This window comes from Algibacter mikhailovii (genome assembly GCF_014651495.1).
Classification (GTDB): Bacteria; Bacteroidota; Bacteroidia; order Flavobacteriales; family Flavobacteriaceae; genus Algibacter_E; species Algibacter_E mikhailovii.
Genome location: NZ_BMWZ01000009.1, coordinates 58245 through 85093, shown reverse-complemented (window position 1 = coordinate 85093; position 26849 = coordinate 58245). Strand labels below are relative to the sequence as shown.

Here is a 26849-nt window from a genome sequence, read left to right as displayed (position 1 = left end):
GGACGTTCCTTTAGGTCTAAGTCTTCTTGTTTGAGGTAAATAGTATTACCTAATGAATGGCCAGTTTTTTAACAGTAGTTTTATTACCAATACTAGCCTTTAGTATGTAAAGTCCACGTTTCAGCTGAGAAATGTTGAGCATCGTATTAGGAGTTAAATCTTGCTGTGTGAATAATATTTTACCAGTTAAATCATATATGGTTAATGCCTCTATTTGATGATCAGATTGAATCTGAATTTCAGTAGTAGCAGGATTAGGATGGAAATTAAATAAATGAGTGTCTTTAATATTTGCAATACTTAAGCTAGGTTCTTTTTTGAACACAAACCTGTAAAATCCATTACCATGGTCAATATAGGTATACATCAAATCTTCTTCAAATAATACCGAATAGGTAATAAGGTTTACGGCATCAGAAGGGGACTTTAGTTTACTAGTATTGTGGGCGCCGGGAAGCCCTACAAAGGCTCCTAGTCCTGTAAGTGTTATGCTACTGGTTTCGGTATTGTATAACCAAGAAGATGCGGTAGAGCCGTCATGAGGTGCAACGGGTATACCACAACCTTCAGCTACACCTTGCCAAGAATCTCGCCAGGTATTGTTTTCAAGAATATTTTGAAAGGTTCCATCGGCATTGAAAATAATTTGATCATCAAACTGACAAGCTCTAACGGTGATATCTTGCGTGGTGTTATACCACCAGCCAGAATAATTTCTTAGTGTTGGGCCTTCAGCCAATGCTTTCTCTATAGTTGCTAGTTTCCAAGAGGTATCAGCTAAAGCCGTAACAGTCTTGGATAACATATAATCGTTTATTAATTTACCATCTAGAAATAGCTCTAAGTGAAATAATGTTTTACCGACATTTGATAAATCAATATTTAAAGGATATGTTTCTGTTTGACTCGCACATTGGTTGGGTGTTAGATTCATTGAAATGGGAACAGAACCATTAGCGATTTGGGTACCCTGCTGACTGATTACATATTCTAGATTCGTGTTTATAACAGATTCAGTACTAGACCCAGTAAATGTGAAATCGAAACTCGTCTCCATCGTGCTGCCAGTGGCCAAGGCATTCAATTCAAAATAGGTGTTGTTAAGCTGTGCGGTGTAGGTTTGGGTTATTGTATCTGGGGCATTCCCAGTATGAATTAACCCTAAAGCTACATAGTCGTTATATGCTTCAAAAGCTTTTTGTTGAAGGTAGCTGGCATCGTCTTTAGAAAGTGAACCGGTAAAGGATAAGCCAACAGGTGATTTGTCAAAAATGGTTGCATAAAATACACACGCAGCAAGATAACTTCCAGCATAACTTGGATGGCTTCCGTCAGGATCATAAAGGTTTATGGGGTCATTGTCATCTCTTACTTTTTTCCAGGCTACTCCAACAGGTGATACTTCAGTTTTAAATGACTCGGCCATGGTGTTGTAGGCATCCGTTGTAAGCTGTTGATGTTCATTGTACGGGTAGTCTGTGCTGTTTTCTCTTCCCCATGTCATGTAAAGGATAGCTTTGTTAAGGCAAGTGTTTGATGGGTTTATAAGTTGTAATAATTGCGATGCACCATCATAAAAATCTAAGTAAGTGTATGCTGGCAAAGTACTAAATTCTTGCAAAACGACATGATCCCAGTCACTTGCATTAATAAGGTCTACCGACTGATTATTATTAGCATGTTCGATCAGGGAATAAAACCCCATAGTATTCTTACCATGTGTGAAAGTATCGCCATTTGAGCTTGCTAATTGTTCAATTAAAGCGGGTAAGTCATTGTAGAAAGTATAACTATTACCTAAAAATAAGACATTCTTGGTGTCCTGAGCTTTTAGAATTAAGGCGAATAGAATGCAAGAGAGCGCAAGTATGGGATTTTTGTTCATAATTGTCATTTTCTCAACAGGTTGCTTGACACAAGAATTATATTTCAACTGAGAACTTAAAGATCAGTTCTGATAATTTCTTACTTAAAGGTAGTTATTATAGCAGATTTAACCATGTTGATTTGCATATTTTTCCTATGAAATTCATTTGTAACCTCTTGATTTAGACGAAATTCGTATTTTTTAGACCAATGGTATACCTTATGGTTTTGTTTTTTAACAAAAAACGCCAAAACCCGATTTTGAAATATGTTTTTTACTGAGCTGATATCTATTGCGTTTTAATATTAATAGCGTCATTGTGAATATTATAGACATGAAAAAACCACATGAAAGCTCATGTGGTTTTTTTACATTTTATGTTTGGTTCATGCCCTAATATTGTGGGTCTAGTTCTCCAATAATGGGTGTTATTTCCATGATTTTAACACGAACTGCCGCAAGTAAATAAGTTTCTAATTGATAGAACTGTGCAGCAACTTTAGAACCGGACACTTTCTTTATCTTTTTAGTATACTGATTTATCAGGTTTTCGGTGTTTTTTGATTGCGTTTGTATATCTTTTAATAGTTGGTCAATTTTTTCATCGGTTAAAGAATCATAGGCTTCAGAATAGCTTCTAATAAGCGCTAATCGCTCTTTTCCTAGTGCCATACGTTTCTCTTCATATTCTTTATACGTGCTCCAGAATTCATCATTAACATCGCCTAGAAGTTCAGAAAGCATTTCGGTTTTTTCTAAACCAAATATTTCTTGAATCAGGTTGATTTCACTGTCAGAATTTTGTCCAAAGCAGGACATGGATGTCGAAACAAAAATAGTGAGTATGCTTAATATTTTTTTTACCTGGTTGTACATCATTTTGTTATTTTATCGTGTAACCTTTACCTTCCATACAAACTGAAAAGGCTTTTTTGTAGTCATCTTCAAAGGCTTTTGCCTGTGTTTCGGCCGCATTATTATTGGCCTGTTGTTGTTGGGCGTCTTGAGCTCTTTTAGCGCGCCTTCCTCTTACACCTCCAACAATGGCTCCTATGGCTGCTCCATCGCCAGCATCACCAGCAATAGCTCCAATAGCAGCGCCTCCAGCGGCTCCTACGGCAGCACCTCTAACAGCGGCCCCATCAGGAGACGTGTCTACTTCAGCCGCAGTGACAGTAGGCGGATTTAAAGGGTCATAACCTGTTTGGTTAATAGCCCACTTATAGCAATCTGCCTCATCAGCGTCTTGTGTGGCTTGGTCTTGGTTATTACTAGGGAAAATATACATACCCAGGCTTTTGGCTATACTTTGTGCTTTTATTTGTTGTAAACCACAAAATATCAATCCAATAAATAAGATTAAATTTAATTTTTTCATTTGATGATTTTTAATTTTAGTAGAAAGTATATCCTAATTGTTCTAAAGCATCAGCCTCGTTATAAAAGGTATAGCTTTTTATGATTTTACCATTTTTTATTTGATAGATTGTATTTGCCCAAATAGTAACTTTACTTTGGTCACTTTTATAAACAATATCCAATTGGGCCCAATTGGAAACCCAGTCCCCTTGATTTTCACCAGAATCCACTAAAACGGTGGCATTTCTAGATTTTTCATAACGAATACTTTCATATAAATATTCAACATTATTTTTCCAACTGGCAATGGCATTAGTCTTATTTATGGAATCATTTATAGAAGGACCATATCCCATATAGGAGTCATCTAATAAGGCGGTCATGACTTCATAGTCGAGGTTTTCAACAGATTCTACATATTTCTCAATTAAATCTAGATTTGCTTGTTGGTTTTTTTGTCCCTGCTCACAATTAAACAGAAGGAAACTCAGACAACAGAGTATGAGCAATGCATTTTTCATAATTAATATTTTTGATTAGAAATAGCGTTAATTCTGTACGTGAAAATACGATTTTTTTTATGAATTAATCGCTACAGGACGTAATTGTCTATGCCATTTCTTATGATTTTGGCAGGGCCTATTCACTCATTTAGATGATGCAGGTTTTAAAATGCGTAACTTCAAAATTTAAATGGAAAATAAATGAAGCGTTTTAATAAAACAATGAACGATTTTTGAAAGTTCGTTACTCTAGAGGTTCAAAACGATATGCTCATGATTTAGCTTTTTTAGGAAATAACAATTGCACTTGAATCCTAGCCTGCCAATCTCCCCAACCATCAGGTCTTACGACGTTGTTGTAAATTTGAGCATTGATATTTATGGGTTGCTTACCAAGTTTAAAAACTTTTCCAGCACCAGCTCCAAACGGAACAATCCACTGCTGACCACTTGCCGCATTCCAATTAGCAGTTAAAATGGGTGCAGATACAATATACCAAGCTTTTGGTAAATTATAATTAGCGAAATACTGAAACAAAAATTTGTTCTCCTTGATATCTCCAAAAGTCCAAATGTTATTTATAACAAAACCAGCAACCCATTGCCCCTTGGTTGTAAGTGCTACCGCGGAAGGACCAATACCAAATTCACCACTTCCATAGATGTCTTTTGAAGCCGTGGGGATTTGAAATGCAGGTCCAATACCCCAAGTGATTTTTGATGCTTTCGTAGGCGAAAACCATGCTGTATAGTTTACATCACCCAAACCTGTTGATGAACTTTTGCCATTATTGCCATAAGGTTGGGTGATTACGGGAATGATTACTCTATTTATTAAATTTATTCCCCCTGTTAAACTCATAGGAATAACCGGTTGTATGTTTAACACATTATGCGTGCGTTCCTTAGAACCTACATTTAATGTAGTATTGTTTTGAAAAGGAAGACTATACATAGCTGCAAGGGGGTTTTGCGTAGCCTTTGCTAGTTTCGCTTCTTCTGATAGTTCTGTGTTTATTTCATCTTGAGCCATTAGCATTGACGTGCCTAAAATGAGTAAGCTTAATGTGAGTAGTTTTGTTTTCATATTATAATCACTTAAAAACGTTTTCCGACGCCTAGAGCAAAGGTAAGGACATTTATATGTCCGTTTTTTAAATCGTATATAAGTTCTGGAGAAAAATCCCAATGATTACCAACTTCAAATTCAGAACCTACTCCCAGTCTCATGACTGAAAAATTCTTATGGCTCTCAATTTCTATACCTGGGCCAGCTATAAAAGTAAAATGACTGCTTTCCCAAGGGCTAAATAAAACGGGTAAAGCCATGATGAAAGGGTATTCACGTTTAATATCCTTAGAGGAGTCTTCTACACTATATTCGGCAATTTCTAAATCATTTTTAAGGGCTATACCCCATTTATGGCTAAACCAATACTGAATATCAAGACCAAAGGTAGGAATCAGTAAAAAGCTAGAGGTTTCTGTATTAGCTTCAGGGCTAAAAGCGTGCCCTATTAATGCTGCAACTCTAAAATGCTTGAAGTCATGATGATCATCATGACTATGTTCTTGCCCAAAACTAAATTGAATCATTTGCATATTCGATTACATAAACAAAAAAATCACGCGTCAATTGCTAGTATTACTAGAGATAGTGGGTTTTGGCATATGGGGCAATTATACAAAGACTATAAAACGTTTTTTGGAGAATTACCCTCAAAAACGCTTAGTGATAATCATTAAAGTAATTCTTAGTTCAAAAAAAATGGGCAAAAATTAATTCACCCAATTTAGTGCTATTAATTCCCTCCAATCCCTGGAGATGAATCTTTCTCGAAAGGCAATTCATCTAAATGTTCAATATATTCAAATACATCAAATGGAAGTTTGCTGGTGTCTAACGGAGGTTTTGCTAGGTCTTTAATTTCTTGTGAAGCATTTTCTATTCCAGTAAACGGAATACCATGTTTCTCAGGAAGATCTGGATAATTTTTTTTCCAAAGTTGGTGTCTCAATTTCATTCTATTAAAAGGTTGTTTTAAGTGGATTAAGTTTAACATCATGGGAGACATTTCACGCGGGTCTGATGGTAAAAAATAGAATGCAGCACCAATTCCACTTGCATCTCCAACAGGGTCTGGTGAAATCCAATGACGCTTATAATTTCCTTTTACCGTTGCGCCTAAATTTGGACCAGCATAAATAAAGACATAATCTCTTCTTCCATTTGTGTCTCCATTTAATAAAAGGGCTGTTTGATCAATGCCGTCTATTACTCTATCTGTAGGGATATTTTCTTTGGCCTTACCAAGGTGTGCAAATGTTGTAAATAAATCAGTAATATGAATAATGTCACCCGCTATTTGTGGTTTAATTATTCCTGGCCACCAAGCTTGGGCAGTAACACGCACACCTCCTTCAGTAAAATCTCCTTTTCCTCCTTTAAAAATGGTTTCAGCCCAACCACCAGCAGGAGGAGGATTGTGAGCCATAGGGCCGTTGTCTGCCATGGCAACAATTAAGGTGTTTTCTGCAATACCAAGTGCGTTTAATTTATCAACTAACTGTCCAATAAAAGGGTCAACAATACCTTGCATCCCATCTTGCATCATACTTCTTGAAACTGATTCTTTTTTAGCCTTAACAAAAGCAGGCATCAGTAACATTGGACAATGTTGAACGAAAAAGGGCTTTCCTTCTTTTGCTTTTCGGTCTATAAATTCTAATGTTCTTTTTTGTGCTTCTGCATCAAATTTACCATAAGTCTCTGCTGAGTTATCTTCCCATTGTAGTGTTTTACCTCCTTTGGTGCCTTCCAATGCCAATGCCCATCCTTTTGTTATAAAAGTATCGTCTAATTTGTAAGGGTCGTTTGGAAGAAGATCTTCATGCAAGCCGATAGTGGCATTACCAATCTCTGCTTTCTTTGTCCAGAAAGACAATATTTGGTTGTAAGCTGAATAAAACGCTTCATCAAACCCTTGATTTTGAGGGTAACTCTCTTCAATATCTCCTAAATGCCATTTGCCATGGTGTGCCGTTGCATATCCAGATTTTGATAAGACCTCTGCAATAGTAACCTCAGTATCTCTTAGTCCATGAGATTCACGAAGCATCCCGATATTATACATCCCATTACGTGTAGGCATCCTACCTGTCATTACCGCAGATCTACTAGGTGTGCACCCAACTTCGGTATACATATGTGTAAACAGCATGCCTTCTTCTGCTAATTTATTTAGTTCTGGTGTTTCAAATCCACGAACTTTTTGAATTGCAGGAATTCCAATATCCCCAAAGGCAATATCATCCCATAATACATAAATGATATTTGGAGGTGTTCCATATTTTTTTTCAAGTTCAGCTAATTTTTTGTCCAAACTTTTATCCTCTTTCTCCCATCGTTCTCCATGCTGGGCCTCTAGAATGTAATACTCAGCATCGTGTATTATTTCTTGTGCTGTCAATCTTGTTTTACATACAAATAACATGGCTATTGTAAGTATTGGTATGCTTATTCTCATAATTTACTTTTTTGTTTTTAATAAATGATTGTTTCTAAATTGAAATACAGAAAATTAAAATCTAGTTTGGAATAATAATTTTATTTCTTTTTTTCTTGTAATTTCATATTCTCTTTTTTCAATGCTTCATTTTCTTTAATTAATGCTTCGTTTTTCTTTTTAAGCCTCCACTGTGCACCCATGCTTTTTTTCATTGTTTCTGGCATACCTTCTAATGGTACAACCAAATCACTTTTAACTGGCCATTCTGTTAATAATTCTGGGTGGTAACCTTCAGGATAGTATTTAGTGGGATCAATTTCTTGTTCTCGTACAAAGGGTTCTTGAATTTTTTCACGACTTGTGGGAGGAAGGGGAACGTTTAATTGCCCACAATCAAAATTAAATTGAGGAGAACGATTGTTTGGAAAATCTGGAAGTACACCTTCACGAACCCAAACTTTCTCTTTGGTCATATTAACTACAATTCCATCTGGTGCTCCAAAATGGTAAGGTCCCTTCCAATGATTACGTACTTCAGCTACAGTTTCTTCATTTAAATAGGGATCAAAACTCATATGTGTAGTCATAAACATTCTTGGTTTAATTTGGTTGGCCAAATAGCCAGCTGCATAACCGGGTGTATGATGCGTGTCAACCGTATATCTTCCTAAAAAAGGAGGTACTCCTTGAACTCCAGAACTAATTTCCATTAATTCCTGTTGTAATTCAGTAATATAGAGATCGGCTCCTTTTGCATATTTTAGGTCTAATTCACTAGGGCGACCATCACCAGTCCATACAACAGACATTCCATTCCACATTAATTTATAACCAGAAGCACCATCCTTGGCATGTGATCGTTGCCAATGTATAATTTTCACCCCATTTTCTTCATATACGACGCCACCATTATTCCTAAAGTCAAATTCGTTTACTTGAATATCATGCCCCTTTCCAACTGGAAAAACACTAAAAGCATCTCTATGCCATCCCAACATCATTTTCATCCCTTCCACCATGGTTTTAGTTCCATATTCTGGAGTACGTCCAGAAGGCCCGTGTACGGTTAATGGTTGGTGCCAACCACCGGCCCAGGTACCAAACATCCATAAATAAGGTAATGCACCAAAATGATCCACATGTAAGTGGGTTATAAAAACGTGTTTTAATTGGTTTAATGCTACGCCGGCCGCAACATAATTTGCTACAGAACCTTCGCCAATGTCAAAAACAAAATTATCACCATTACCCAATTCCACATAGATAGATGTGTTCATTTGTCCTGGGCGTATAGAGGGAGAAGTCCCCATAAAAGTTACTCGTATTTCTTCAGGTTGTATTTCTTCAGTCCCTGGAAACCAATTGGCGGAACTTTTTAACCAAGGCATGGGGCTAACACCTTCAAAAAGCATTCCTTCTTTCCATCTTCCCATTGGCACTCCTCCTGATAGAGCTGCTTTTATATCCTCTTCAGAGGATGGTTCTTGAACTTCTTGCGCTCGGACATCAACAATAAAAACCAATAGCAAAGCCATTGTAAGAATATGTTGAAATAGTAGTTTTTGTTTTTTCATAATTTAGTGCCTGATTTTCACCTTCTTATTTTTAAAGGAAGTATTGAATAACCAAAATTATAGGTTATAATTATTATTTTATGTCCGAAATCCGCAACTTTGAAATATGAATCTAAACAAGAATTTTGAAACGATCAATTATTCAAACATCGGCTTGTTTGATTTTGTAAGAATTGCGCGTGCATGGAAACTTGACTTTATTCAATTAAGACCGGGTACGTTCTTTACTCATATTGCCCAAGTTGTTTATAAAGATTTTCAACTTGGAAATGTTAAATTAAACACAGCAGTGAAGCAAGAGGGTTTTTCGCCGGAAGGGGTTTGGACATTTGCTTTTGTAAATGAGGCTCAGATATATTGGAGAAATTATAAAGTGGAGCCTAACTCTATTATTATTTACACTCCTGGTTCAGAAATAAATGCAGTAAGTGAAGCTAATTTTGAAGTTGTTACTTTCTCTGTTTCTGAACATTGTCTATTTGAAATTGCAAAATCGCAAGGAGAGGAGAGTTTGGTTGACTCATTGAAGCATATTGAATTGTTAGTTTCGAAAAACCCATTATTGATTGAGTTGAAAAATGTCATCTTAAACGAAATAAATCAACACTTACAAAACCCAAATTATATTAACGATTTGGCTTTTAAAGAATCGTTCACAAAAAAACTGTTAGTGCTATTGAAGGATTCTGAGATTAGTTCGAAAAAAGTAAGTGGAATAAAGAGATTAAAATTATTACATAATGCTGAACAATATATCTTGCAAAAGATAACAGAACCAATTACTGTTTCTGCATTGGCATCTTATTTTAACGTAAGTGAAAGAACATTGCTGTACGCATTTAAGAATAGGTTTAATATGGGGCCAAAATCATTTATGTTGGTTTTGAAATTAAATCATGCACATCAAAGGTTACATGAAGAAGACGAACACCGCTCAATATCCTCCATTATTAAGGACAGTGGTTTTTGGCATCTAGGTAGGTTTTATAAAGATTACAAAAGTTTTTTTGGAGAATTACCCTCAAAAACGCTTAGTAAAAATTCACATTAAAAAGTAATTACACCAACTATTTTTTCTAGCTTAAAAAGATTTAATAACGCGCAGTACGGCTGAAGCATCCACCTGATTTTCATAGAATTTAGGACCAAGTCCAAATTGAAACGCTAAACCACTATCAAATTCATAATGGCCTTGAGGCAAGAGGAGTAATTCCATTTCGTTATTATCAATACTTTGAAAGGTAGGGTCTGAATTGTTTATTTCTAATCCAACAACCGTATGTTTATTAAGATCTGCGAATACAGAAGCATTTAATATAATGGTATGCTTTTTCTTTGCTGAGTCAGCACCAGATTCTAACATGACCCCAAATAGACCTATAGTACTCCATATGTCATTAAAGCGATAAGCAGGAACATATAGAAAGTTAAGTTCAAGAATATCCTCATGTATATAGGCTTCACCCATCACTTGTATGCCATGAATAAATTTGTTGTTCTTAGAGCTTCCAATAGTCCATTGAATGGCCATTTTATAAGCCTCTAACTCAAAATTATTCATTGGGAATTCTAATTCAACGGCAAAATTATTGAAGATCGCATATTCTATCTCAGGCGCCCATTCCACGCCTCGACTTGAAGCATTATTTAAAGGGAAATCGGCCAAGGCATTAATTTCTAATTCACCTTGTTTTGCTCCTAGACCACGAACTAAATCAAACATAAGGGGTTCTGGAATATGCACTGTTTCATGGGTAGGTTGGTCTTGACCAATAACGAGGTGTGTTGCAGCTAAAAAAAACACAACTAGTATTTTTGCTATTACATTATGCTTAGACATTTTAAAATGTGACATAGGTTCTTGTTTGTTGTCATTCACCAAATTAGCTGTTATCCTCAGTTGGGAAAACTAAGTTGCTATATTATTACTTAAAAGGTTTCGTGTCTACTTATTAAATTTCCAGCCAACACCACTGGTAAAGTTATAATCGATTTCATTACCTTCAACTGCCGGCTGATTATCATAGTTTAGTGTAAATCCAATTTTCACATAAAAGTCACTTATAATTTTATACTTACTGGTTACATTAAAATCTGTTCTTAAACGTCTACTTTCTGATAAACTGGGAAAAATATTAAGGTTGCTAGTAAGATCAAAGTCCTTCATATCAAATATATTGAAGTTATTAAAAATAAAGGCTTCTGTTGATGTTTTATTAAGGGTAATGTCTACATATTTTTCTATATTATACGTTAACCCCATACTCACGCCATAATAGAGTTGGTTGGTACTTACTAAAAAGCGACCTGCACCTAAGCTGGGACTTATCCTTGCATCCAGGGCTTGTTCTGTATTACTCAAAAAAGCAATACTTCCCATAAGATACCAAGATTTCCCCAGTAGTCTCAGATATTCAATGTTTGCATCGGTTCTTCTGGTGTCCACAACATCTACTTGACCAGTGCTTAATGCATTCAATGTTCCTGTTATAACAGATTTTGGGTCAATATAACTTAATTCAGTGCCTACTGATAATTGGGTAAAACTATTGGCTTTCGTGAAATTGAAACCCAAATCAAACGACCCTTTAAATCGATCCCAGAACTGATCATAAATTTCATCTAATTTGGTAATCTCATTGATTCTATATTGCTCTTCAGTTCCATCCGGTAATGTGAGTGTAAATCGGCCTAATTCAGTAGTTTTTACAAAACCATATCTGCGCCTGTTCTGTGTGAGAAGCACAAGGCATTTTCGTTCAATACTAAGCGATTGTACCTTCTTGAATTCTACATGAAAGTCAGAGTCACTATAACTTGTTTTGATAATTAAAACACCTCTAGCTAGGCTCTTTATCTCTCCAATAAGAATGGAATTGTCTTTTAATTGTATGCTGTCATTCTGTGAACTACAGAGGCAAGGCAGAAGAAAAATAAACAAGCAAAAGACGAGGCTACGTTTTATGAATAAGGTTGGTATGAAACGAAATAAAATCAATTATTTAAATAGAATAAAGAGCTACTCTATGAGCCTAAGTGGTTTAATTAACTGAAAATGTACGATGATTTCGCTTAGCGCACAAATCATCGTACATTTTATTTTTTTTATAAACTTTCCTTTTGGTACTAAATTCTAAATACCAAGCCGCCACTAAAGCCTCCCATGATGACCGTGCTTGATGCATAAGCACCCCCGCCGCCGGTGCCCACATAGAAACCGCCATAATTAACAGGGAACATTAAATTACCTTGAATGTTTATACCAACATGTTCAGAGAACATGATGTTAACACCACCCTTAAAAGAAAAGGCAAAGTTAGTGTCATTACTAAGGGATCTATTTATGATTTCTCTGTTTTCGTTGCTAGGGCTAACTATTACAATACCCAAAGCGGCTCCTAAAAATGGTCTAATATTGCCATTCGGGAAATATCTGGTTCCACCAATCATTATCCAATCACCCGAAACGTCTGCTAACCGCTCTTCGTCGGGAATATCTGCAGGAATATCACGGACTCTTATCGTCGATCCTTGATGAACATAAGATAATTCAACCATGGTATCGTCAAACGTTTCAACACCAAGGCTAATACCCCACTGATCACTATCCTGGACTTTTAAATAATTGTTATAGCCATACTTTAATTTAGCACCAAATTGATACCCATAAGACGGTATGATTTCAACAGTCTGAGCGTTACTACTTAAACCAGAAAATAATAAGGCAAATACAAACAGAACACCGCATGTAGAAGTTTTAAGAGAAGTAATTTTTTTAATCATAATTCATTTTTTGTTAGTTAGAACTGAATAAATAAAGTTTTAGGGTGAACGTTTTTTAGTAAGCGCAATTTAATAATAATTCATCATAAACGATTGGCGTATGAATTTTTATTAAATAAAAACGTACTTGTCAATGGATTTCTTTAAGTTTGTTTTAACCAATAATGTGTCATGAATACAGTAAAAAGTGCCCTAGTTTTAATCGTGTTAAGCTTTTGTTTAAGTGCATGTGTTAAGGATAAATATGAATCTTCAAAAGGCGAAGTTTTTCACGCTGGAGCTAATACTTATGTGGGTTCCAATAACTGTATAGACTGTCATAAAACAGAGACTGAATTATGGACAGGATCGCATCATGATTTAGCCATGCAAATTGCCAATGACTCCACAGTATTAGGCGATTTTAATAATATTAAAACTGAAATAGACGGTGTTAAATATTTTTTTTACAAGAAGCAAGGTGATTTCTTTGTTCATGTAGAGGAAATTGATAATACTGAGACTGAATATAAAATATCATATGCCTTTGGTGTGACACCTTTGCAGCAGTATTTGGTTGATTTTGGTGATGGAAAGAAGCAAGTTTTACGTGTAACATGGGATAGTGTAGCGCATAAATGGTACCACCAATATAAAGGCGATAAGATTGAGCCGCACGATTGGTTGCATTGGACACGAAGTGCACAAAATTGGAATACCATGTGTGCAGAATGTCATTCTACCAATTTAAAAAAGAATTATGATGTAGATTCAGACTCTTTTAATACAACCTATGAGGAAATTAATGTAGCTTGTGAAAGTTGTCATGGTCCTGCCAGTAATCATGTAGATTGGGCAAAGTCCGATCCTGAAGGCGGCAATTCATATATTATTTCATCTGGTGAAGGACAGACACAACAAATGAATCTTTGTGCACCATGTCATGCGAGACGCGTTAAACTAACCCCAGATTTAAAACCTGGTGAGACGTTTGAAAATCAATATATGGTGCAAAATATTACACCAAGTTTTTACCATGGTGATGGTCAAATAGATGATGAAGATTATGTTTATGGGTCTTTTAAGCAAAGTAAAATGTATGACGAGGGCGTTACTTGTACCGACTGTCATAATGCCCATTCCTTAAAACTAAAATTTGACGACAATAGGTTATGTACCCAATGCCATATTTCATCGGACTATGATACTGAAAAACATCATTTTCATAAAGCGAACACAGCGTCTAGTTTATGTATTAATTGCCACATGACTGGCAAAAATTATATGGGCAATGATTTTAGACGTGACCATAGTTTTAGAATACCAAGGCCAGATCAATCTGTTGAATATGATACGCCAAACGCATGTGTGGGGTGTCATGAAGGCAAGAGTAATCAATGGGCTGCTAATGCCATTGTAACTTGGTATGGAAGTGAAAGAGCGGACCATTTTTCTGATGCCTTGCTTATTAGTAGTAAGGCCAATATTACTGCAAATGAAAGGGTAATGCTTGATCATTTTATTAATGATTTGCAATATCCTGAAATTGCTAGAGCAACGGTTATTGAAAACTTAAACTATGAGACTCAAGAGAGTTTTAATAGTTTATTTAAAGCCTTACAAGATAGTTCTGCAGCCATTAAGTTTAATGCGCTTATGAAGTTTAGAAATATGCCTCGAGATTTGCGAAAATCAACGGCCTTGAAATATATGGAAGATTCTTTGAGGTTGGTAAGAATTGGTGCGGCACAGATTGTCATTGATATCGATATTCATGATTATGACCCAAAAGATCAACCCATTGTTGAAGCCACCATGGGAGAATTAGAAACCATGTTGTTTAGCAATGCCGATTTCTCATCGGGGCGCATGCAATTAGGTGATTACTACATGCAAAAAAATGATGTCACCAATGCCATTAAGCATTACGAGGTTGCTCTAGAAAAGGATAGTTTACTTATTCCTGTGTATTCAAATATGGCAACAGCCTATGCCTTAAACAATGAACATGAAAAGGCTGAAAAGACGTTAGATAATTGGATTAAATTTGAGCCAGAACAAGGAAGGCCACACTACTTGAAGGCGCTTTTATATTTTGAGATGCAAAAAAATGATGCTGCCGTGACACAATTAGAATTAGCGATAAGAAAAAATCCTAATGATACACGTTCCATGTATAATTTAGCAACGTATTATTATCAAGAGAATAGAGATGCTAAAAAAGCAGAACGCTTTATAAATAAGGCGTTAAGGCTAGAGCCTGAGAATAAAGATTTTAAATACCTTTTAGCCTTAATTTATAAGAATTTGGGTCAGGTTAAAAGGGGACAAGCTATTTTGAATGAACTTCGATCTACGACTTAGATATAGGATTTAACCAGGTAGTACGTTTTGAAGCTTCTTTTTTAGTAATGCTTTGTGTTTGAAAATAAGCCTGTCTTGTTGCCTTAATGGCCTCTAATACGTCACTGTATAAAGCTATGTTTGTTTGTTCATCTTTAAATAATGCATGATTTAATTTTGATAGCGCATTATTTAGGGGTTTAGAGTTAGTTTGTTCAGCCAAATCTTCCAAGGTTTCAAATTTAGCATTTAATTTTTTTACCCAAATAAGACTCGTTCTAGAAAAGGCGAAATAATCATGATGATTTAAGGCTTTTTTAAGCTGAACAAAAGCAAAACCTTCAGAGTGTAAGTAGTTTGTTCTTTTGAGTTTAATGAAGGCGATAAGTCTTTTTGAGATGTAAAAAAGGATCAAACCTCCAAGAAGCGAAACAATTAAATAGATCACGAATGTTTTTGGGGTTAAGCCAAATATTAAAAAGGGTTTTTCTTGAGTTTCGGCGGCTTCAATAGTGTCCTTTTGTAACGATTTTTTTATGCTTGAGAGCATGCTTAAATCGGGATTAGGTTTCACTTGAATCACCACAGAATCGATATGTTTTTTGTAGAATTTTTTATTATTTGAATTCCAATACATGTATTCTGTTGCAGGAAAAATAACTTCACCCTCTTTTTCAAAAAGGTAATTAACGGTTTCTGAACGCGAAGCAGAAATGGCTGTTTTTGACTTTTTAGTATTTACTTTAGCACGCCTAGGATAAACACTTATTCCTGGAATGCTATCCCAAATAGATGCGGGTATGAATTCGGCCATGGTCCCACCTGCAGATCTGTCAATAGTGCGCTGTACCACGTCTCCCACCTTGATGTTTTCTAGAGCAGTAGACCATTTTTGATTTACGTTTAAATACGTTGCTACTAACCAATTGTTTGGATTGTACCCCAAAGGCACAGGTAATACATTAAAGCTTTTTGGTTTGGTTGTCACGGTTTTCTTAAGACCCTTATAACCTCCTGGTTTAGGTGACGCAATATTTATGGATAAACTGGGGATGGTAATCTGACCTTCTTCTGTTGGAAATACATTGTAATAAAAACTAACGCCAGCGTAATTTTTACCACTAAATGCTCTACTGTTACTCACCGAACGAAAATAAACGGTAAGTGCATTATCAATTTGAATATTGCCTAAATCAACACCTTCGGTAAACCATGTTGAGGTATATACAGAAACGGTTAGTTTTACGGGCTGCCCAATATAGGCTTCATTGGTGTTTACAGTGGCATATGCAATGATGTTTTGACCCAAGCTAGCCAGCGGTATCAACAAAAACGTTATGATAATTCCAATTGTTTTTACCATGACGCTTCTGTTTTTTGTACTTCAACAATTCCTTTCTTTACCTGATATTTAAACTTTCTAGTTAAAAAAAGCGCAGGATCATCATCAACTTTTCGCATTAAAATGTTTTTAGGAAGTTCGCCCTTACCTGATTTAAAGTCTTCTGGTAATTCATCCATTTCCTTACCTTTTCTTTTGTCAGTCTCAGTGGTTTCCTCTAATCGTTCTTTCTCCATATCTTTTTTAGTGGCTTCTTGTCCACCGCCACTTAAATCTTCTGGAGATTTGTTTTGTTTGTTCTTTGCAGCTTTTTTGTCATTTTTGATATTGCTCTCTTCTTGTTGCGAGGCCATTTTATCCTTTGCTGTAATAATTTGTTTAAGGTTAGAACTTGCATTTTCATTTGACGGATCTTTCTGAAGTACTTTTTCAAAGACCGCTTGAGAGGCATCTAGCTTGCCCAACTTAGCATAGGTTAGACCTAAGTTATATAAGCCATTAACAGTCGTGTCTTTTTTAAATGCAGATTCTGCACTTAAATAATCACCACCTTTATAGTAGGCTACACCTTTATGCATGGGGTCATCAAAACCCGAGGCAGCTTTTAAGTAGTTTTCAGAGTCATAGTCTTGTTGGGCTTGATAAGCTTTAGTGTACCATAAATCTTTGAATTTAAATTTGGTGGCTTCTTTTGTTGTATTCTTGGAGCAGGATTGAAGAAATAAGGCTAGTATAATAAGGTTGATAGACCAACCTTTTCTGAAGCTAAACATAAAAATAAAGGCGAGCGGAAAAATTAGCCAGTAACCATTGTCTTGCCAGTCTTCCTCTTCTTGATTGGTTTGGTCTTCAAAAACCAAATCGTCACTTATGGCTTTGGCCAAATCTTTAACATCGCTATCATCCAACGTAATTTCCAAAATATCTACGGCCTCCATTTCTGATAAAGCATTTAGTTTAGGAATATTTAAAGCTGAGTTTTGCTTGGTTGTTGGAATTTTGGCACCGCTTTGGGAAGCTAACGGATAGATAAAAAGCTGTACGTTATTGTCTTGCAAAAAAACGCTAACCTGCTCTAGTGATAGGTCTTCTAAATCATCAGTTACTAATAGTATTTTTCCTTGGGCTTTGTTCTCATTAAAGAGCGTATCCATTTTTTTAAAAAGGCCGTTGTATTCAGTACCCTGTGCCGGCATCATTTTAGGCTGTAATCCGTCCAGTTGATCCAGAATAATTTTATAATCTGTTGTAAACGGAATCGCAGTATGTGTGGAACCGGCGTAAACTAGTAAATTAGTTGCTGCTCTAGGACCAGCTTCTAAAAGATCACGAATTTTAAACTTAGCACGCTCTAGTCGGTTAGGTGAAACATCTTCGGCTAACATGCTTTTAGATAAGTCTAGAGCAATCACAAATTGGGATTCAACCTTTTTAGCAGGCGCTTTAATTTGATTCCAAGTAGGTCCCAAAAAGCTAATAATTCCAATGATAAACATTAGAATGACAGATGCCCTTATAAGATAAGATTTCCAAGATGTACCCTTTTTTATCACATAGGGTCGCAAATGAGGTGCAATATGTTTTTTCCAAGCATTAGATTCTTTATAGAATAGGAATCCAATGATCAAAACTAAAACAGCTCCAATCCCCATATACAAATACTCGATTCGTAAAAAGTGGAAGTCTTCCCAATTGATATGTTCAATGTTTTGCGTCATCAACGGTTTGTAAAACGTTTAAAAATTATCACAATATTGTTTATCATGATTAAAACAAACCCAAAAATTAGGGCTGCTCCTAAAGGATAATAATAAAGTAATGTTTTAGGTGTATAGCTTTCTTCTTCATATTCAACGGGCTCAAGCTTTTCAAGTTCCACATATATGTTTTCTAATTCCTCTGTGTCTTTTGCTCTAAAATATTGTCCTTTTGTAAGTTCGGCAATCTCAGTTAGCGTGCGTTCATCTAAATCAGAACCAACGTTTCCGGGGTCGCCAATTCCAACAGTGTATATTATTGTAGAGTCTTTTTTTGCCATATTCGCAGCGTCTAACGGAAGAATATCCATGCCGCTGTCAACCCCATCCGTGAGTAGTAAAATAACTTTATTAGGTATGGTATCTCTTTCAAACATATCCATACCTTTTACAATCGCCTTTCCAATATTGGTCATTTGCCCAGCCATACCAACATCTGCTTCATCGAGCATAGTTTGTACGGTTTTAAGATCTGTGGTGAAAGGTGCCTGTATGTAGGCGTTACTTGCAAAAAAAATAAGCCCCATTTTATCGCTTTCTCGTTTGACAATAAAATCTTGCATGATGTTCTTTACGGCCTCCCAACGCGTAACTTTCTTGTTGTCAATCATCCAGTCATTATTGGCCATGCTGAAGGATAAATCGGCAAGAATTAGAAAATTTCGAGATGTTTTTACTTTTCTTTCGGGTTTACCAACCAATTCCGGAGAAGCCATAGCCGATAAAAGCAACAGCCAAATAATAAACATACAAAATGATGAAAACCAAGATCGTTTTTTTATGTGTGAGGCCTTTTTAGGTTTCTGATTAGCTGTTTTAGAACTGGCATCAAAATAGGGATAAATCAAAGCGGTACTTCGGTTTTTTATAGCTGGTAATATCCAATAAATTAGAATTGGAAGCACCGCTAAAAAAGCGACATACGGATATGCAAATTGAAAATTATCAGGCATGATGCTTAATCCATTTTATACTGTTACTTGCAAACTCATCCATTTTAAAACTGTCTGAATTGGTGTATTCACCTTTATAAACCGCCGAAGCAATACTGGTTTTATACTTAATAAATACGGCTTGATTGAGTTTGCTGTCTAAAAAATTAAGCCAATTTTCACCTTCTAGAGAGGCGACTTGTTTTCTACTATAGGTTTGTAATGCGGTTTGTTTCAACAAAAACATAATTTGAACAATATTGGTGCTTATTGTGTTCTCTTTAGAATGCATTAGTTTTTGTATGTTCGAAATGGCAGTTCTGCGATAAGCATTTTGTTTATATTTTTTATAGTATGTGTATGCTATAAAAAGGATTAAGCAGGCCAATACTATAAATAGAATTTTCCATCCGATAGTGTCCATCGTAAAAGGTATAGGGTCTGGAGTGATAATTGGACTTAATTCAATATTTTGATCCTGTTGCATGTAGTCAAATTATTTATTGTAATTACTAAAGACTTCAATGAGTTGTTCTTCAATAGGGCTTGAAGTATTAACTTGAAACAAATTAATATTGTATTTCTCTAATTCAGCTTTAAAATTTTTGTAGTTTGTTTTGAATGATTGACTTAGTTTTTCTTTGAGTTTTTTATTGTCTCCATTTAAATTGACCTGATACGTATGGTCTGTGATGATCATTTTTTCATTGGGAACATCGGCTTCTAATTCATCATAAACTTGCATTAAAACAAGGTCATTATGCAATGCGAGTTGACTTAAGTATTGTAATACTGAATCGTTATACCTATGAAAATCGCTGATAATAAAAACTAGAAAGTCATGGGTAACAATATTATTTATTTTGGCAAAAATATCGGTTAAAGAGGCCTCAAAATTAAAATCTTTTACATTGTAAATATCCTGATTTGCCTCAATAATTTTTTGTAGAAAATAAATGATGTTTCTTGGGTCTCGTTTTGGAGTTATTAGGTCGTATTGATCTCCAGTATACACCATGCCTCCAATACGATCGCCTCCTTTTTTTATTTTGTGGGCAATAATAGAAGCTAGTTCTCCAGCGACCACTGCTTTAGTTTTTTCCTGAGAACCAAAACCCATAGACGTCGACTGATCCACAAAAATAAATGCAGGTTTTTCTTTTTCTTCAGTGAAGACTTTGGTGTGTGTTTTTCCTGTTTTGGCGGTGACACTCCAGTCAATATTTCTAATATCATCACCTAGAACATAAGGCCTAGATTCTTCAAAATCCAAACCTCTTCCGCGTAAGCGCGAGGCATACCTTCCTGATAAAATACTGTTTGACTTTTTTTTACCAGTGCCTAAATTCAGCACAGAAGCAAACAACTCAAACTTCAAGAGATGTTCAAGGGTTAAAAAAACATTTGGGTGGTTGTCTTCTTTTTTAGATTTCATAGAATGTGCATTAAGCGACTACTGCTACGACCTCAATTAATTTATCAATTACCTGATCTGCGGTAACGCCTTCGGCTCTTGCTTTATAACTTAAAGCCAACCTATGACGCAATACGTCTTTGATGGTCTGATGAATATCTTCAGGTGTAACATAGTCTCTGTTTTGCATCCATGCATGTACTCTGCTGCATCTATCTAGGGCAATAGTACCTCGAGGACTTGAGCCAAAATCAATTAATTTGGCAAGTTCTTCATCAAACTTTTCAGGGTAGCGTGTTGCAGAAATTAAGCTAACCATATATTTCTCAATATCTTCAGAAGTTTTCACTTGGTTAATCTCTTTTCTAGCATCAAAAATGACTTGCTGCGGAATAATATTGACAGTTTTCGGGCCTTTTTCTTTAGAAGCTTCGCGTTTATTTAGGCGCATAATTTCTAATTCAGATTCGTCATCAGGGTAACTAATTATGGTGTGTACTAAAAAACGATCCATTTGGGCTTCAGGAAGGGGGTAGGTCCCCTCTTGTTCAATGGGGTTTTGGGTAGCCATCACCATGAATAATTCATCCATTTTGTATGTTTTTCCAGAAACCGTTACTTGACGTTCTTCCATGGCTTCAAGCAATGCCGATTGTACTTTGGCCGGTGCTCTGTTAATCTCATCGGCAAGGATTAAATTACTAAAAATGGGGCCTTTTTGGAATACAAATTTTTCCTTTTCACTTGGTAGATAAATCTCAGTACCCGTAATATCCGATGGTAATAAATCAGGCGTGAATTGTATTCTACTCAAACCACAATCTAAATTTTTGGCTAAAGCATTTATAGCTCTAGTTTTTGCCAAACCGGGTAAACCCTCTAATAGCATATTGCCATCGGCAAGTAGAACAAGAATAATTCTGTCAATGAGTTGTTCCTGTCCAATGATTGATTTAGACATTTGTTCTTTTAGTGTGGTAATCGATTCAAATGGTGTCATAAAACTTTAATAATTTGATTCTTACTTCTATTTATTTTTCAAACGGATAAATAACCTTCCAGTCGTTTTTCATGTCTATTACCGTCCATCCATCTTTTAAAGCTTGGTCTAGTCCTTTATCTAATTTACCAATATGAGATTCTCTGTCATACGCCCATTCCCGTTCTGCATCCGTATGATGCACATAAAGCATAAAACTCTTGTAGTTATTAGAAGCGGCATATTGTAGCATTGGTAAATCGCCATCTGAATTTCCTGATGCAAAAACCGGTTTTTTACCAATAATGGTATTAATGTTAATGGGTTTTCCTTCTTTATCATCAATAAAATCAAACTCAGCTAAACGCATAATTTTAGGATCTCCATCATTATATTTATATTCTGTTTTTAATCGGCTGCCAATTATTTTTTCTTTTGGAATTCCATAGATTTCGGTTACAAATGCTCTCATGAAATCGACACCACCACCAGAAACAATATAGGTTTGAAAATCGTTAGCTCTTAAATAATCTAACAACTCTAACATAGGTTGATAAACCAATTTATCAAATCCAACACCTTTTGTGGGGTGTTTGGCTGTTTTTACCCAGTCTTGAACTATGGTTTCAAAGGCCTCAGTAGACATGCCTGCATGACTTTCTACTACTAGTGTAGAGATGCCATGTTCTCCTTGTTGTAATAAGGTTTTCATGTCGTTCTCTAGCACGGCCTTAAAGGGTTGTTTGTTTTTCCATTCTGGATGCTCGTTAGCCAAGGCTTTTACTCTATCCATGGCGAAGAACAATTGAAAATAGGCGGGTTGCTCACTCCAAAGGTTTCCATCGTTATCAAAAGTGGAAATACGATCTTTTACAGGGATGAAATTTTCGCTATCCTTATTGGTTACATCAGAGACAAATGCTATAATATTCTGTTTTGAGGTAACGTCATTCCAAGAAGGAAGTGGGTCAACTATTTCCTGAATGTCTTCAGACTGAATAGGTTTGTTTTTTTCGGTATTACAACTTGTAATAAATGATAGAATTATAGCGAGTACTAAAACAATTGATTTATTTATGGTATACATTATTGCATGTCATTTTAATAAGAACAACCTCATTGCATAGGCAATGAGGTTGTTTTAATTATTAGTTTTGTGGTCTTGCTGTAAGTGATTGAACTACTTTGTCTATCCCTAAAGAACTGCCTTGAACAGGAGGATACTCCTTAAATGTTTCAAGAAACTTGCCAACATAGGCTTGTGCAGGAACAAAAAGCCACATGTTATCTGCATACCATCTTGTATACATGGAAGACTTCCACGACACTTCAAATGGGTCTGCTCTTAAATTAATTACAATAGGCCATGATGGTGTTTTACGGTATGCTTCGTTAATAGCGCCTTCCATAATAGTGAAATGAATTTTCCAGTTATTGTACCTTAAGGCATTCAGATTGCCACCAGCATCAAAATAAAAGATTTCTTTTCTAGGTGCTTCTTCAACATCACCTTTCCAGTAAGGCATCATATTATAGCCATCTAAGTGTACTTTAAAGGTCTTGCCGTTTGCATTATATCCCTTAAGTAGTTTTTCTTTGATGTCTGGAACTCCTGCTGCAGCGAGTAGGGTAGGCATCATATCTTCATGTGAGTGGATGTCATTAAATATAGTACCTGGTTTGATAACTCCAGGCCATCTTATTAACGAAGGCGCTCTAAAACCGCCCTCCCAAGTAGTGCCTTTTTCTCCTGCGAAAGGTGTTGTTCCGCCATCAGGCCATGTGAATTTTTCAGCACCATTATCAGTAGAATACATGATAATTGTGTTGTCAATTATTTTTAGTTCTTCTAATTTAGCTAGAACTCTTCCAATAGCTTTGTCGTGTTCAACCATGCCATCAGGATAAAGGCCAATACCTGTTACACCTTCACTTTCCTCTTTTAAATGAGTCCATACGTGCATACGGGTGGCACTTAACCATACAAAGAACGGTTTTCCTGCCTTATGAGCTTTTTCAATAAAGCTAATGGCCGCATCTGTAAACTCGTCGTCTGCAGTTTCCATACGCTTTCTAGTCAAAGGACCAGTATCTTCTACTTTGCCATCTGAATAAGAGTGTATTACACCTCTAGGTCCGAATTTTTCATGAAACTCTGGGTCTTTTGGATAGTAATAAGATTCAGGCTCTTCCTCGGCATTTAAATGATATAAATTACCATAAAACTCATCAAATCCATGGTTTGTTGGCAGGTGCTCATCGCGGTCTCCTAAATGGTTTTTACCAAATTGCCCAGAGGTATAACCTTGCGGTTTAAGCAATTCTGCAATAGTAGGTTGGCTGTCTTGAATCCCTTGTTTAGAACCTGGCATACCAATGGTTAGTAATCCTGTTCTAAATGGATGTTGCCCTAAAATAAAGGCTGCTCTACCAGCGGTACAAGACTGTTGTGAGTACCAATCAGTAAACATGGCACCTTCATTTCCAATACGGTCAATGTTTGGTGTTTGGTAGCCCATCATACCATGGTTGTATTTACTGATGTTTCCCCATCCAATATCATCTCCCCATATCACTAGGATATTGGGTTTTTTGTTTTGAGAAAAATTGAGCCCTGTAACGAAAACACAGCATAGAAATAATACTTTTAACTTCATAACGTGATTTTTAGTGAATAGATTAATATAGCTAAAGATACGAATATCGTTAGCAGATTTTATTCAAGCTTCTATAAAATTTTAAAAAAAAAAGAATGGGAATACTTTATAAACCTAAAGTAATAAAGCCCAACCCAAAGCAATGGAGTCGGTATTACTTCCTATGAGGCGGGTTGTTCTAGAATATATGTAAGCCAGCTTTAAAGATTGTCTTTTTGAAATGGAATAGCCAGCAGAAAGCGATGCAAGAACATCATTTCTTCGGTCATCTTTAGATTCATTATTGATGGTTGATTTACTACCCGTACCAGTACCAACGCTTAATGATGCCCATGTTTTAGAGTTAAATCGTTTTATCAAATGGGTTTGAGCGGCCAACATTGGTTTTTGGGATCTTGTATTTCCGCCAAAGAAATTGGTGTTGTTTGTAAAGAAGATAACTGATGTTGTAAACTCAAAGGACCATAGCCCCCAATTATGTAGTACACCAACTTGTGGCCTAATGACAAATCTATTCTGTCCTAGGTTTAATAATTTATCAGCATGGTATAAGCCCGTTGGTAATGTTACAGCAATTGAAGCTCCAACAGTTGTATTTACCGGGTTTTCTTTGAAATATTGCATCAGTTCTTTGGGCCCCGAGGCAGGAGGTCCAATTAGATTCACTGACAATCGTATTCTTGAATCTGTCAAACCATTTCGGTTGGTTGATGCAAATTCACCATCTAGAATACCTTGCCAGTACACAAAACTGGCAGGTAGGCGTACATCAATACGGGCAAATTTTGTTCCTAGTTTTAAGGGACGCACATATTGCGTTATGATAGTATGTGCTTCGACCGTCGCGTCTTCAAGATTTAGCGCAGGATCTAATAAAACATCTCCCGTAGTGTAGGCATATCCGGCTCCAATAACCTGCGTTCCTAATGGTAAGGCGTTCCATCTTCTAGGTTCAAGGTCTTGAGCGAATGCGCTATGAGTCAAAATAGAACTTACAAAGCAAGCAGTTATTAGGGCGATGTTTCTTAAATACGTATTTGTTTTAGTCATTATATGCCTAAGTTTATCCAAAACGCTAACATAATAAGTCAGTAATGAGTTTGCCTTAATACTAACTTGATCTCTAAGGCTATGGCCTTTGTTTATTATAGTAATCCAACAGCTCAATATTATTATTGTCCTTTATACTTTTCGCAGACTTTCTAGTATTTTATAAACAGTTTTGTCGGCAGTTTTATATGCGTCTTTTGGGTTTTTTAATGCTGTAGTAACTACGGCCACGAGCTGTTTGTCAGTAGCCTCATCAAGATTATAAGCTACAGTTTCTAAAACGTATTCCGTCGTTGTACTTGTAGTGGTTCCAGTAGGGATGTAACCTCCAAAAGAACTATAGTATGGTCCATATGCATACGGATGTCTGTAGTAACTGTGAAATCCACCATAATAACCTGGATAGCCATAACCATAACCAGCTCCCATATAAATACCGTTCTCAGTAGTAGTTTCAGTAAGTTTTTTGTCTTTTACAACGGTTAACAAGATGGCGTTAAAACCCTCACTATCTAAAATACTTCTTATGAATTCCATACGCTCTTCCGTCATTTCTCTTTCTGGGTGAATTTGAGGAGCTTGCGTATAGCTTTCTATAGCCTGAAGCCCACCTTTACGTAAGGCGTCAGCAAATTCATGTTCAAAAGCAACACGTGCTTGATTATCTGTGGTTCTAGCAATAACAAGTATTTTTTTCTCCTTAAACAAATCGACTATTGAGTCTTCAGCCTTCCATGCCGTAACTACTTTTACGCCTCCGCAACTTTGAATTATAAAAATGATCATTAATACGGCGACAATAAGCGTTGTTTTTTTCATAGTAAGTTTTTGTTAATTACAATTTTGATATTTTGGTAAATATATAAAACCAAAGCATAGCATTACCCATAGAGTTCAAAATAAATACATGTATATAGGCCTTTAAGATTAACCATTTATGCTTTTAATAGTAAAGGAAATAGAAAGTAGTAATTACTTTAATTACCCCTAAGATTATCACGCCTTCTAAGTTGCTTTTTTGCGATTGTTTTTTTGTTACTCATTAGCAGAGGATTCCTCTTTTTTTGTTATTCCTTTTTCTTTTTCTTCGGCTTTTTCTTTAGCTTTCTTAGCTCCAATAGGAATATTTACTTTTAAAAACAAGCTATTATGTTTGTAACGATTATCGCCTTTGTATACATTGGCTAGGCCTAAATAGTATCTAACCCCTACGGTCATGCCGTTTTTGGGAAGTAATCTGTACCCTGCACCAAAGGCTAAACCAGCATCAATTTTATTTAGTTTAACTGAGTTAGATAATTTCTTTCTTATTTCAACACCTCCAACATCTGAGTTAAACTCAACCCAGGCCTTACGCATGTAGCCAATTTGTGGACCAGCCTCGGCGTATATTCTGTTGTTAAAGGTATACTTCATCAAAGCAGGAATTAAGAAATACTCAATGTTTTGACTGTATTTACCGTCTTCAGGTTCCGGTATTATTTCTAAAAAATCAAGATCATTTTGGGATAAGTCATTGTCACCTAACTTAGATTTCACCAAAACTCCTGTGTAGAGATTCCATTGATCTTTTAATCGGATGTCAAAATAAAACCCCAAATTAAATTTTGATAATGGTTGGTCACCCTCCAAATTAGATATGCTAGAAAAATTCATGCCTCCTTCTAATCCAAACTCCAAACCATCAGAATTCAGCTTATCTCCAAAAATGAGGGATAGAAGTACTTGAGATTGCATGTTTATAGAAAAAAGCATAATTCCTAATACAAGGAATTTTTTGAGATATGGTATTTTCATGAAT

General features: G+C 35.9%; 25 protein-coding genes. 3 read left to right on the top strand and 22 right to left on the bottom strand.

All coding sequences use genetic code 11. From position 1 onward, the window contains the following. Window positions 1-49: 49 nt before the first annotated feature. The 6 genes from IE051_RS16545 to IE051_RS16520 all read right to left on the bottom strand — a co-directional run bounded on the left by IE051_RS16545 (window position 50) and on the right by IE051_RS16520 (window position 5325). Window positions 50-1885: a T9SS type A sorting domain-containing protein gene (locus IE051_RS16545; protein WP_189362522.1), complete on the bottom strand. Its 1836-nt coding sequence runs from the start codon at window positions 1883-1885 to the stop codon at window positions 50-52. A gap of 375 nt (window positions 1886-2260) precedes the next feature. Beyond that, entirely contained in the window at window positions 2261-2746 is a 486-nt protein-coding gene (locus IE051_RS16540) for a hypothetical protein (RefSeq protein ID WP_189362521.1), read from the bottom strand. Window positions 2747-2750: 4 nt separating this feature from the next. After that, window positions 2751-3245, bottom strand: a complete 495-nt coding sequence (locus IE051_RS16535; protein ID WP_189362520.1) for a glycine zipper family protein — start codon at window positions 3243-3245, stop codon at window positions 2751-2753. Window positions 3246-3261: 16 nt separating this feature from the next. Beyond that, on the bottom strand, window positions 3262-3747 hold the full coding sequence (locus IE051_RS16530; protein WP_189362519.1) for a nuclear transport factor 2 family protein: 486 nt from the start codon (window positions 3745-3747) through the stop codon (window positions 3262-3264). Between the two features lie 253 nt (window positions 3748-4000). Continuing rightward, window positions 4001-4816: a hypothetical protein gene (locus IE051_RS16525; RefSeq protein ID WP_229796851.1), complete on the bottom strand. Its 816-nt coding sequence runs from the start codon at window positions 4814-4816 to the stop codon at window positions 4001-4003. Window positions 4817-4827: 11 nt separating this feature from the next. Continuing rightward, window positions 4828-5325 carry a hypothetical protein gene (locus IE051_RS16520; protein ID WP_189362518.1) on the bottom strand — a complete coding sequence of 166 codons (498 nt, stop codon included), beginning with the start codon at window positions 5323-5325 and terminating at the stop codon, window positions 4828-4830. On the opposite strand from IE051_RS16520, the gene IE051_RS16515 reads away from it, so the two are divergent. Then, the gene (locus tag IE051_RS16515; RefSeq protein ID WP_189362517.1) at window positions 5326-5475 is read left to right on the top strand and encodes a helix-turn-helix domain-containing protein; all 150 of its coding nucleotides are present in this window, start codon (window positions 5326-5328) and stop codon (window positions 5473-5475) included. It begins immediately after the preceding gene. A 56-nt stretch (window positions 5476-5531) separates the two neighbouring features. Here IE051_RS16515 and IE051_RS16510 read toward each other — a convergent pair whose 3' ends face one another. Continuing rightward, window positions 5532-7256 (bottom strand): sulfatase-like hydrolase/transferase, encoded by a 1725-nt coding sequence (locus tag IE051_RS16510; protein WP_229796850.1) that lies wholly within the window; start codon window positions 7254-7256, stop codon window positions 5532-5534. A gap of 80 nt (window positions 7257-7336) precedes the next feature. Further along, window positions 7337-8812, bottom strand: coding sequence for a guanitoxin biosynthesis MBL fold metallo-hydrolase GntH (gene gntH / locus IE051_RS16505; protein WP_229796849.1), 1476 nt, complete (start codon window positions 8810-8812; stop codon window positions 7337-7339). A gap of 106 nt (window positions 8813-8918) precedes the next feature. Here gntH and IE051_RS16500 point away from each other — a divergent pair, with 106 nt between their 5' ends. Further along, a complete protein-coding gene (locus IE051_RS16500; RefSeq protein ID WP_189362516.1) occupies window positions 8919-9863 on the top strand; it encodes an AraC family transcriptional regulator in 945 nt (314 codons plus the stop codon). Window positions 9864-9893: 30 nt separating this feature from the next. Here the strand turns inward: IE051_RS16500 and IE051_RS16495 are convergent, their stop codons facing one another. The 3 genes from IE051_RS16495 to IE051_RS16485 all read right to left on the bottom strand — a co-directional run bounded on the left by IE051_RS16495 (window position 9894) and on the right by IE051_RS16485 (window position 12595). After that, window positions 9894-10667 carry a hypothetical protein gene (locus IE051_RS16495; protein WP_189362515.1) on the bottom strand — a complete coding sequence of 258 codons (774 nt, stop codon included), beginning with the start codon at window positions 10665-10667 and terminating at the stop codon, window positions 9894-9896. A 90-nt stretch (window positions 10668-10757) separates the two neighbouring features. Then, window positions 10758-11753, bottom strand: coding sequence for a DUF481 domain-containing protein (locus IE051_RS16490; RefSeq protein ID WP_189362514.1), 996 nt, complete (start codon window positions 11751-11753; stop codon window positions 10758-10760). 185 nt (window positions 11754-11938) lie between these two features. Continuing rightward, window positions 11939-12595, bottom strand: coding sequence for an outer membrane beta-barrel protein (locus IE051_RS16485; RefSeq protein WP_189362513.1), 657 nt, complete (start codon window positions 12593-12595; stop codon window positions 11939-11941). A gap of 171 nt (window positions 12596-12766) precedes the next feature. On the opposite strand from IE051_RS16485, the gene IE051_RS16480 reads away from it, so the two are divergent. Further along, window positions 12767-14938 (top strand): tetratricopeptide repeat protein, encoded by a 2172-nt coding sequence (locus IE051_RS16480; RefSeq protein ID WP_189362512.1) that lies wholly within the window; start codon window positions 12767-12769, stop codon window positions 14936-14938. Here the strand turns inward: IE051_RS16480 and IE051_RS16475 are convergent. The 11 genes from IE051_RS16475 to IE051_RS16425 all read right to left on the bottom strand — a co-directional run bounded on the left by IE051_RS16475 (window position 14928) and on the right by IE051_RS16425 (window position 26845). After that, window positions 14928-16280: a BatD family protein gene (locus IE051_RS16475; protein ID WP_189362511.1), complete on the bottom strand. Its 1353-nt coding sequence runs from the start codon at window positions 16278-16280 to the stop codon at window positions 14928-14930. The genes IE051_RS16480 and IE051_RS16475 overlap by 11 nt on opposite strands. Then, complete coding sequence (locus tag IE051_RS16470; protein ID WP_189362510.1) at window positions 16274-17977, bottom strand: vWA domain-containing protein; 1704 nt, start codon at window positions 17975-17977, stop codon at window positions 16274-16276. The genes IE051_RS16475 and IE051_RS16470 overlap by 7 nt, the downstream gene beginning before the upstream one ends. After that, a complete protein-coding gene (locus IE051_RS16465; RefSeq protein ID WP_189362509.1) occupies window positions 17977-18969 on the bottom strand; it encodes a VWA domain-containing protein in 993 nt (330 codons plus the stop codon). Before IE051_RS16465 ends, IE051_RS16470 begins: the two co-directional genes overlap by 1 nt. Beyond that, window positions 18962-19435, bottom strand: coding sequence for a DUF4381 domain-containing protein (locus tag IE051_RS16460; protein WP_189362508.1), 474 nt, complete (start codon window positions 19433-19435; stop codon window positions 18962-18964). Before IE051_RS16460 ends, IE051_RS16465 begins: the two co-directional genes overlap by 8 nt. Window positions 19436-19444: 9 nt before the next feature. Beyond that, complete coding sequence (locus tag IE051_RS16455) at window positions 19445-20383, bottom strand: DUF58 domain-containing protein (RefSeq protein WP_189362507.1); 939 nt, start codon at window positions 20381-20383, stop codon at window positions 19445-19447. A 10-nt stretch (window positions 20384-20393) separates the two neighbouring features. Beyond that, window positions 20394-21362, bottom strand: a complete 969-nt coding sequence (locus tag IE051_RS16450) for an AAA family ATPase (RefSeq protein WP_189362506.1) — start codon at window positions 21360-21362, stop codon at window positions 20394-20396. Window positions 21363-21393: 31 nt separating this feature from the next. Next, window positions 21394-22428 carry an HAD family hydrolase gene (locus IE051_RS16445; protein ID WP_189362505.1) on the bottom strand — a complete coding sequence of 345 codons (1035 nt, stop codon included), beginning with the start codon at window positions 22426-22428 and terminating at the stop codon, window positions 21394-21396. A gap of 61 nt (window positions 22429-22489) precedes the next feature. Continuing rightward, window positions 22490-23998, bottom strand: a complete 1509-nt coding sequence (locus tag IE051_RS16440; RefSeq protein ID WP_189362504.1) for an arylsulfatase — start codon at window positions 23996-23998, stop codon at window positions 22490-22492. A gap of 114 nt (window positions 23999-24112) precedes the next feature. Then, complete coding sequence (locus IE051_RS16435) at window positions 24113-25048, bottom strand: transporter (RefSeq protein WP_229796848.1); 936 nt, start codon at window positions 25046-25048, stop codon at window positions 24113-24115. A 132-nt stretch (window positions 25049-25180) separates the two neighbouring features. Continuing rightward, on the bottom strand, window positions 25181-25867 hold the full coding sequence (locus IE051_RS16430) for a hypothetical protein (protein ID WP_189362503.1): 687 nt from the start codon (window positions 25865-25867) through the stop codon (window positions 25181-25183). Between the two features lie 216 nt (window positions 25868-26083). After that, a complete protein-coding gene (locus tag IE051_RS16425; RefSeq protein WP_189362502.1) occupies window positions 26084-26845 on the bottom strand; it encodes a porin family protein in 762 nt (253 codons plus the stop codon). Window positions 26846-26849 lie beyond the last annotated feature (4 nt).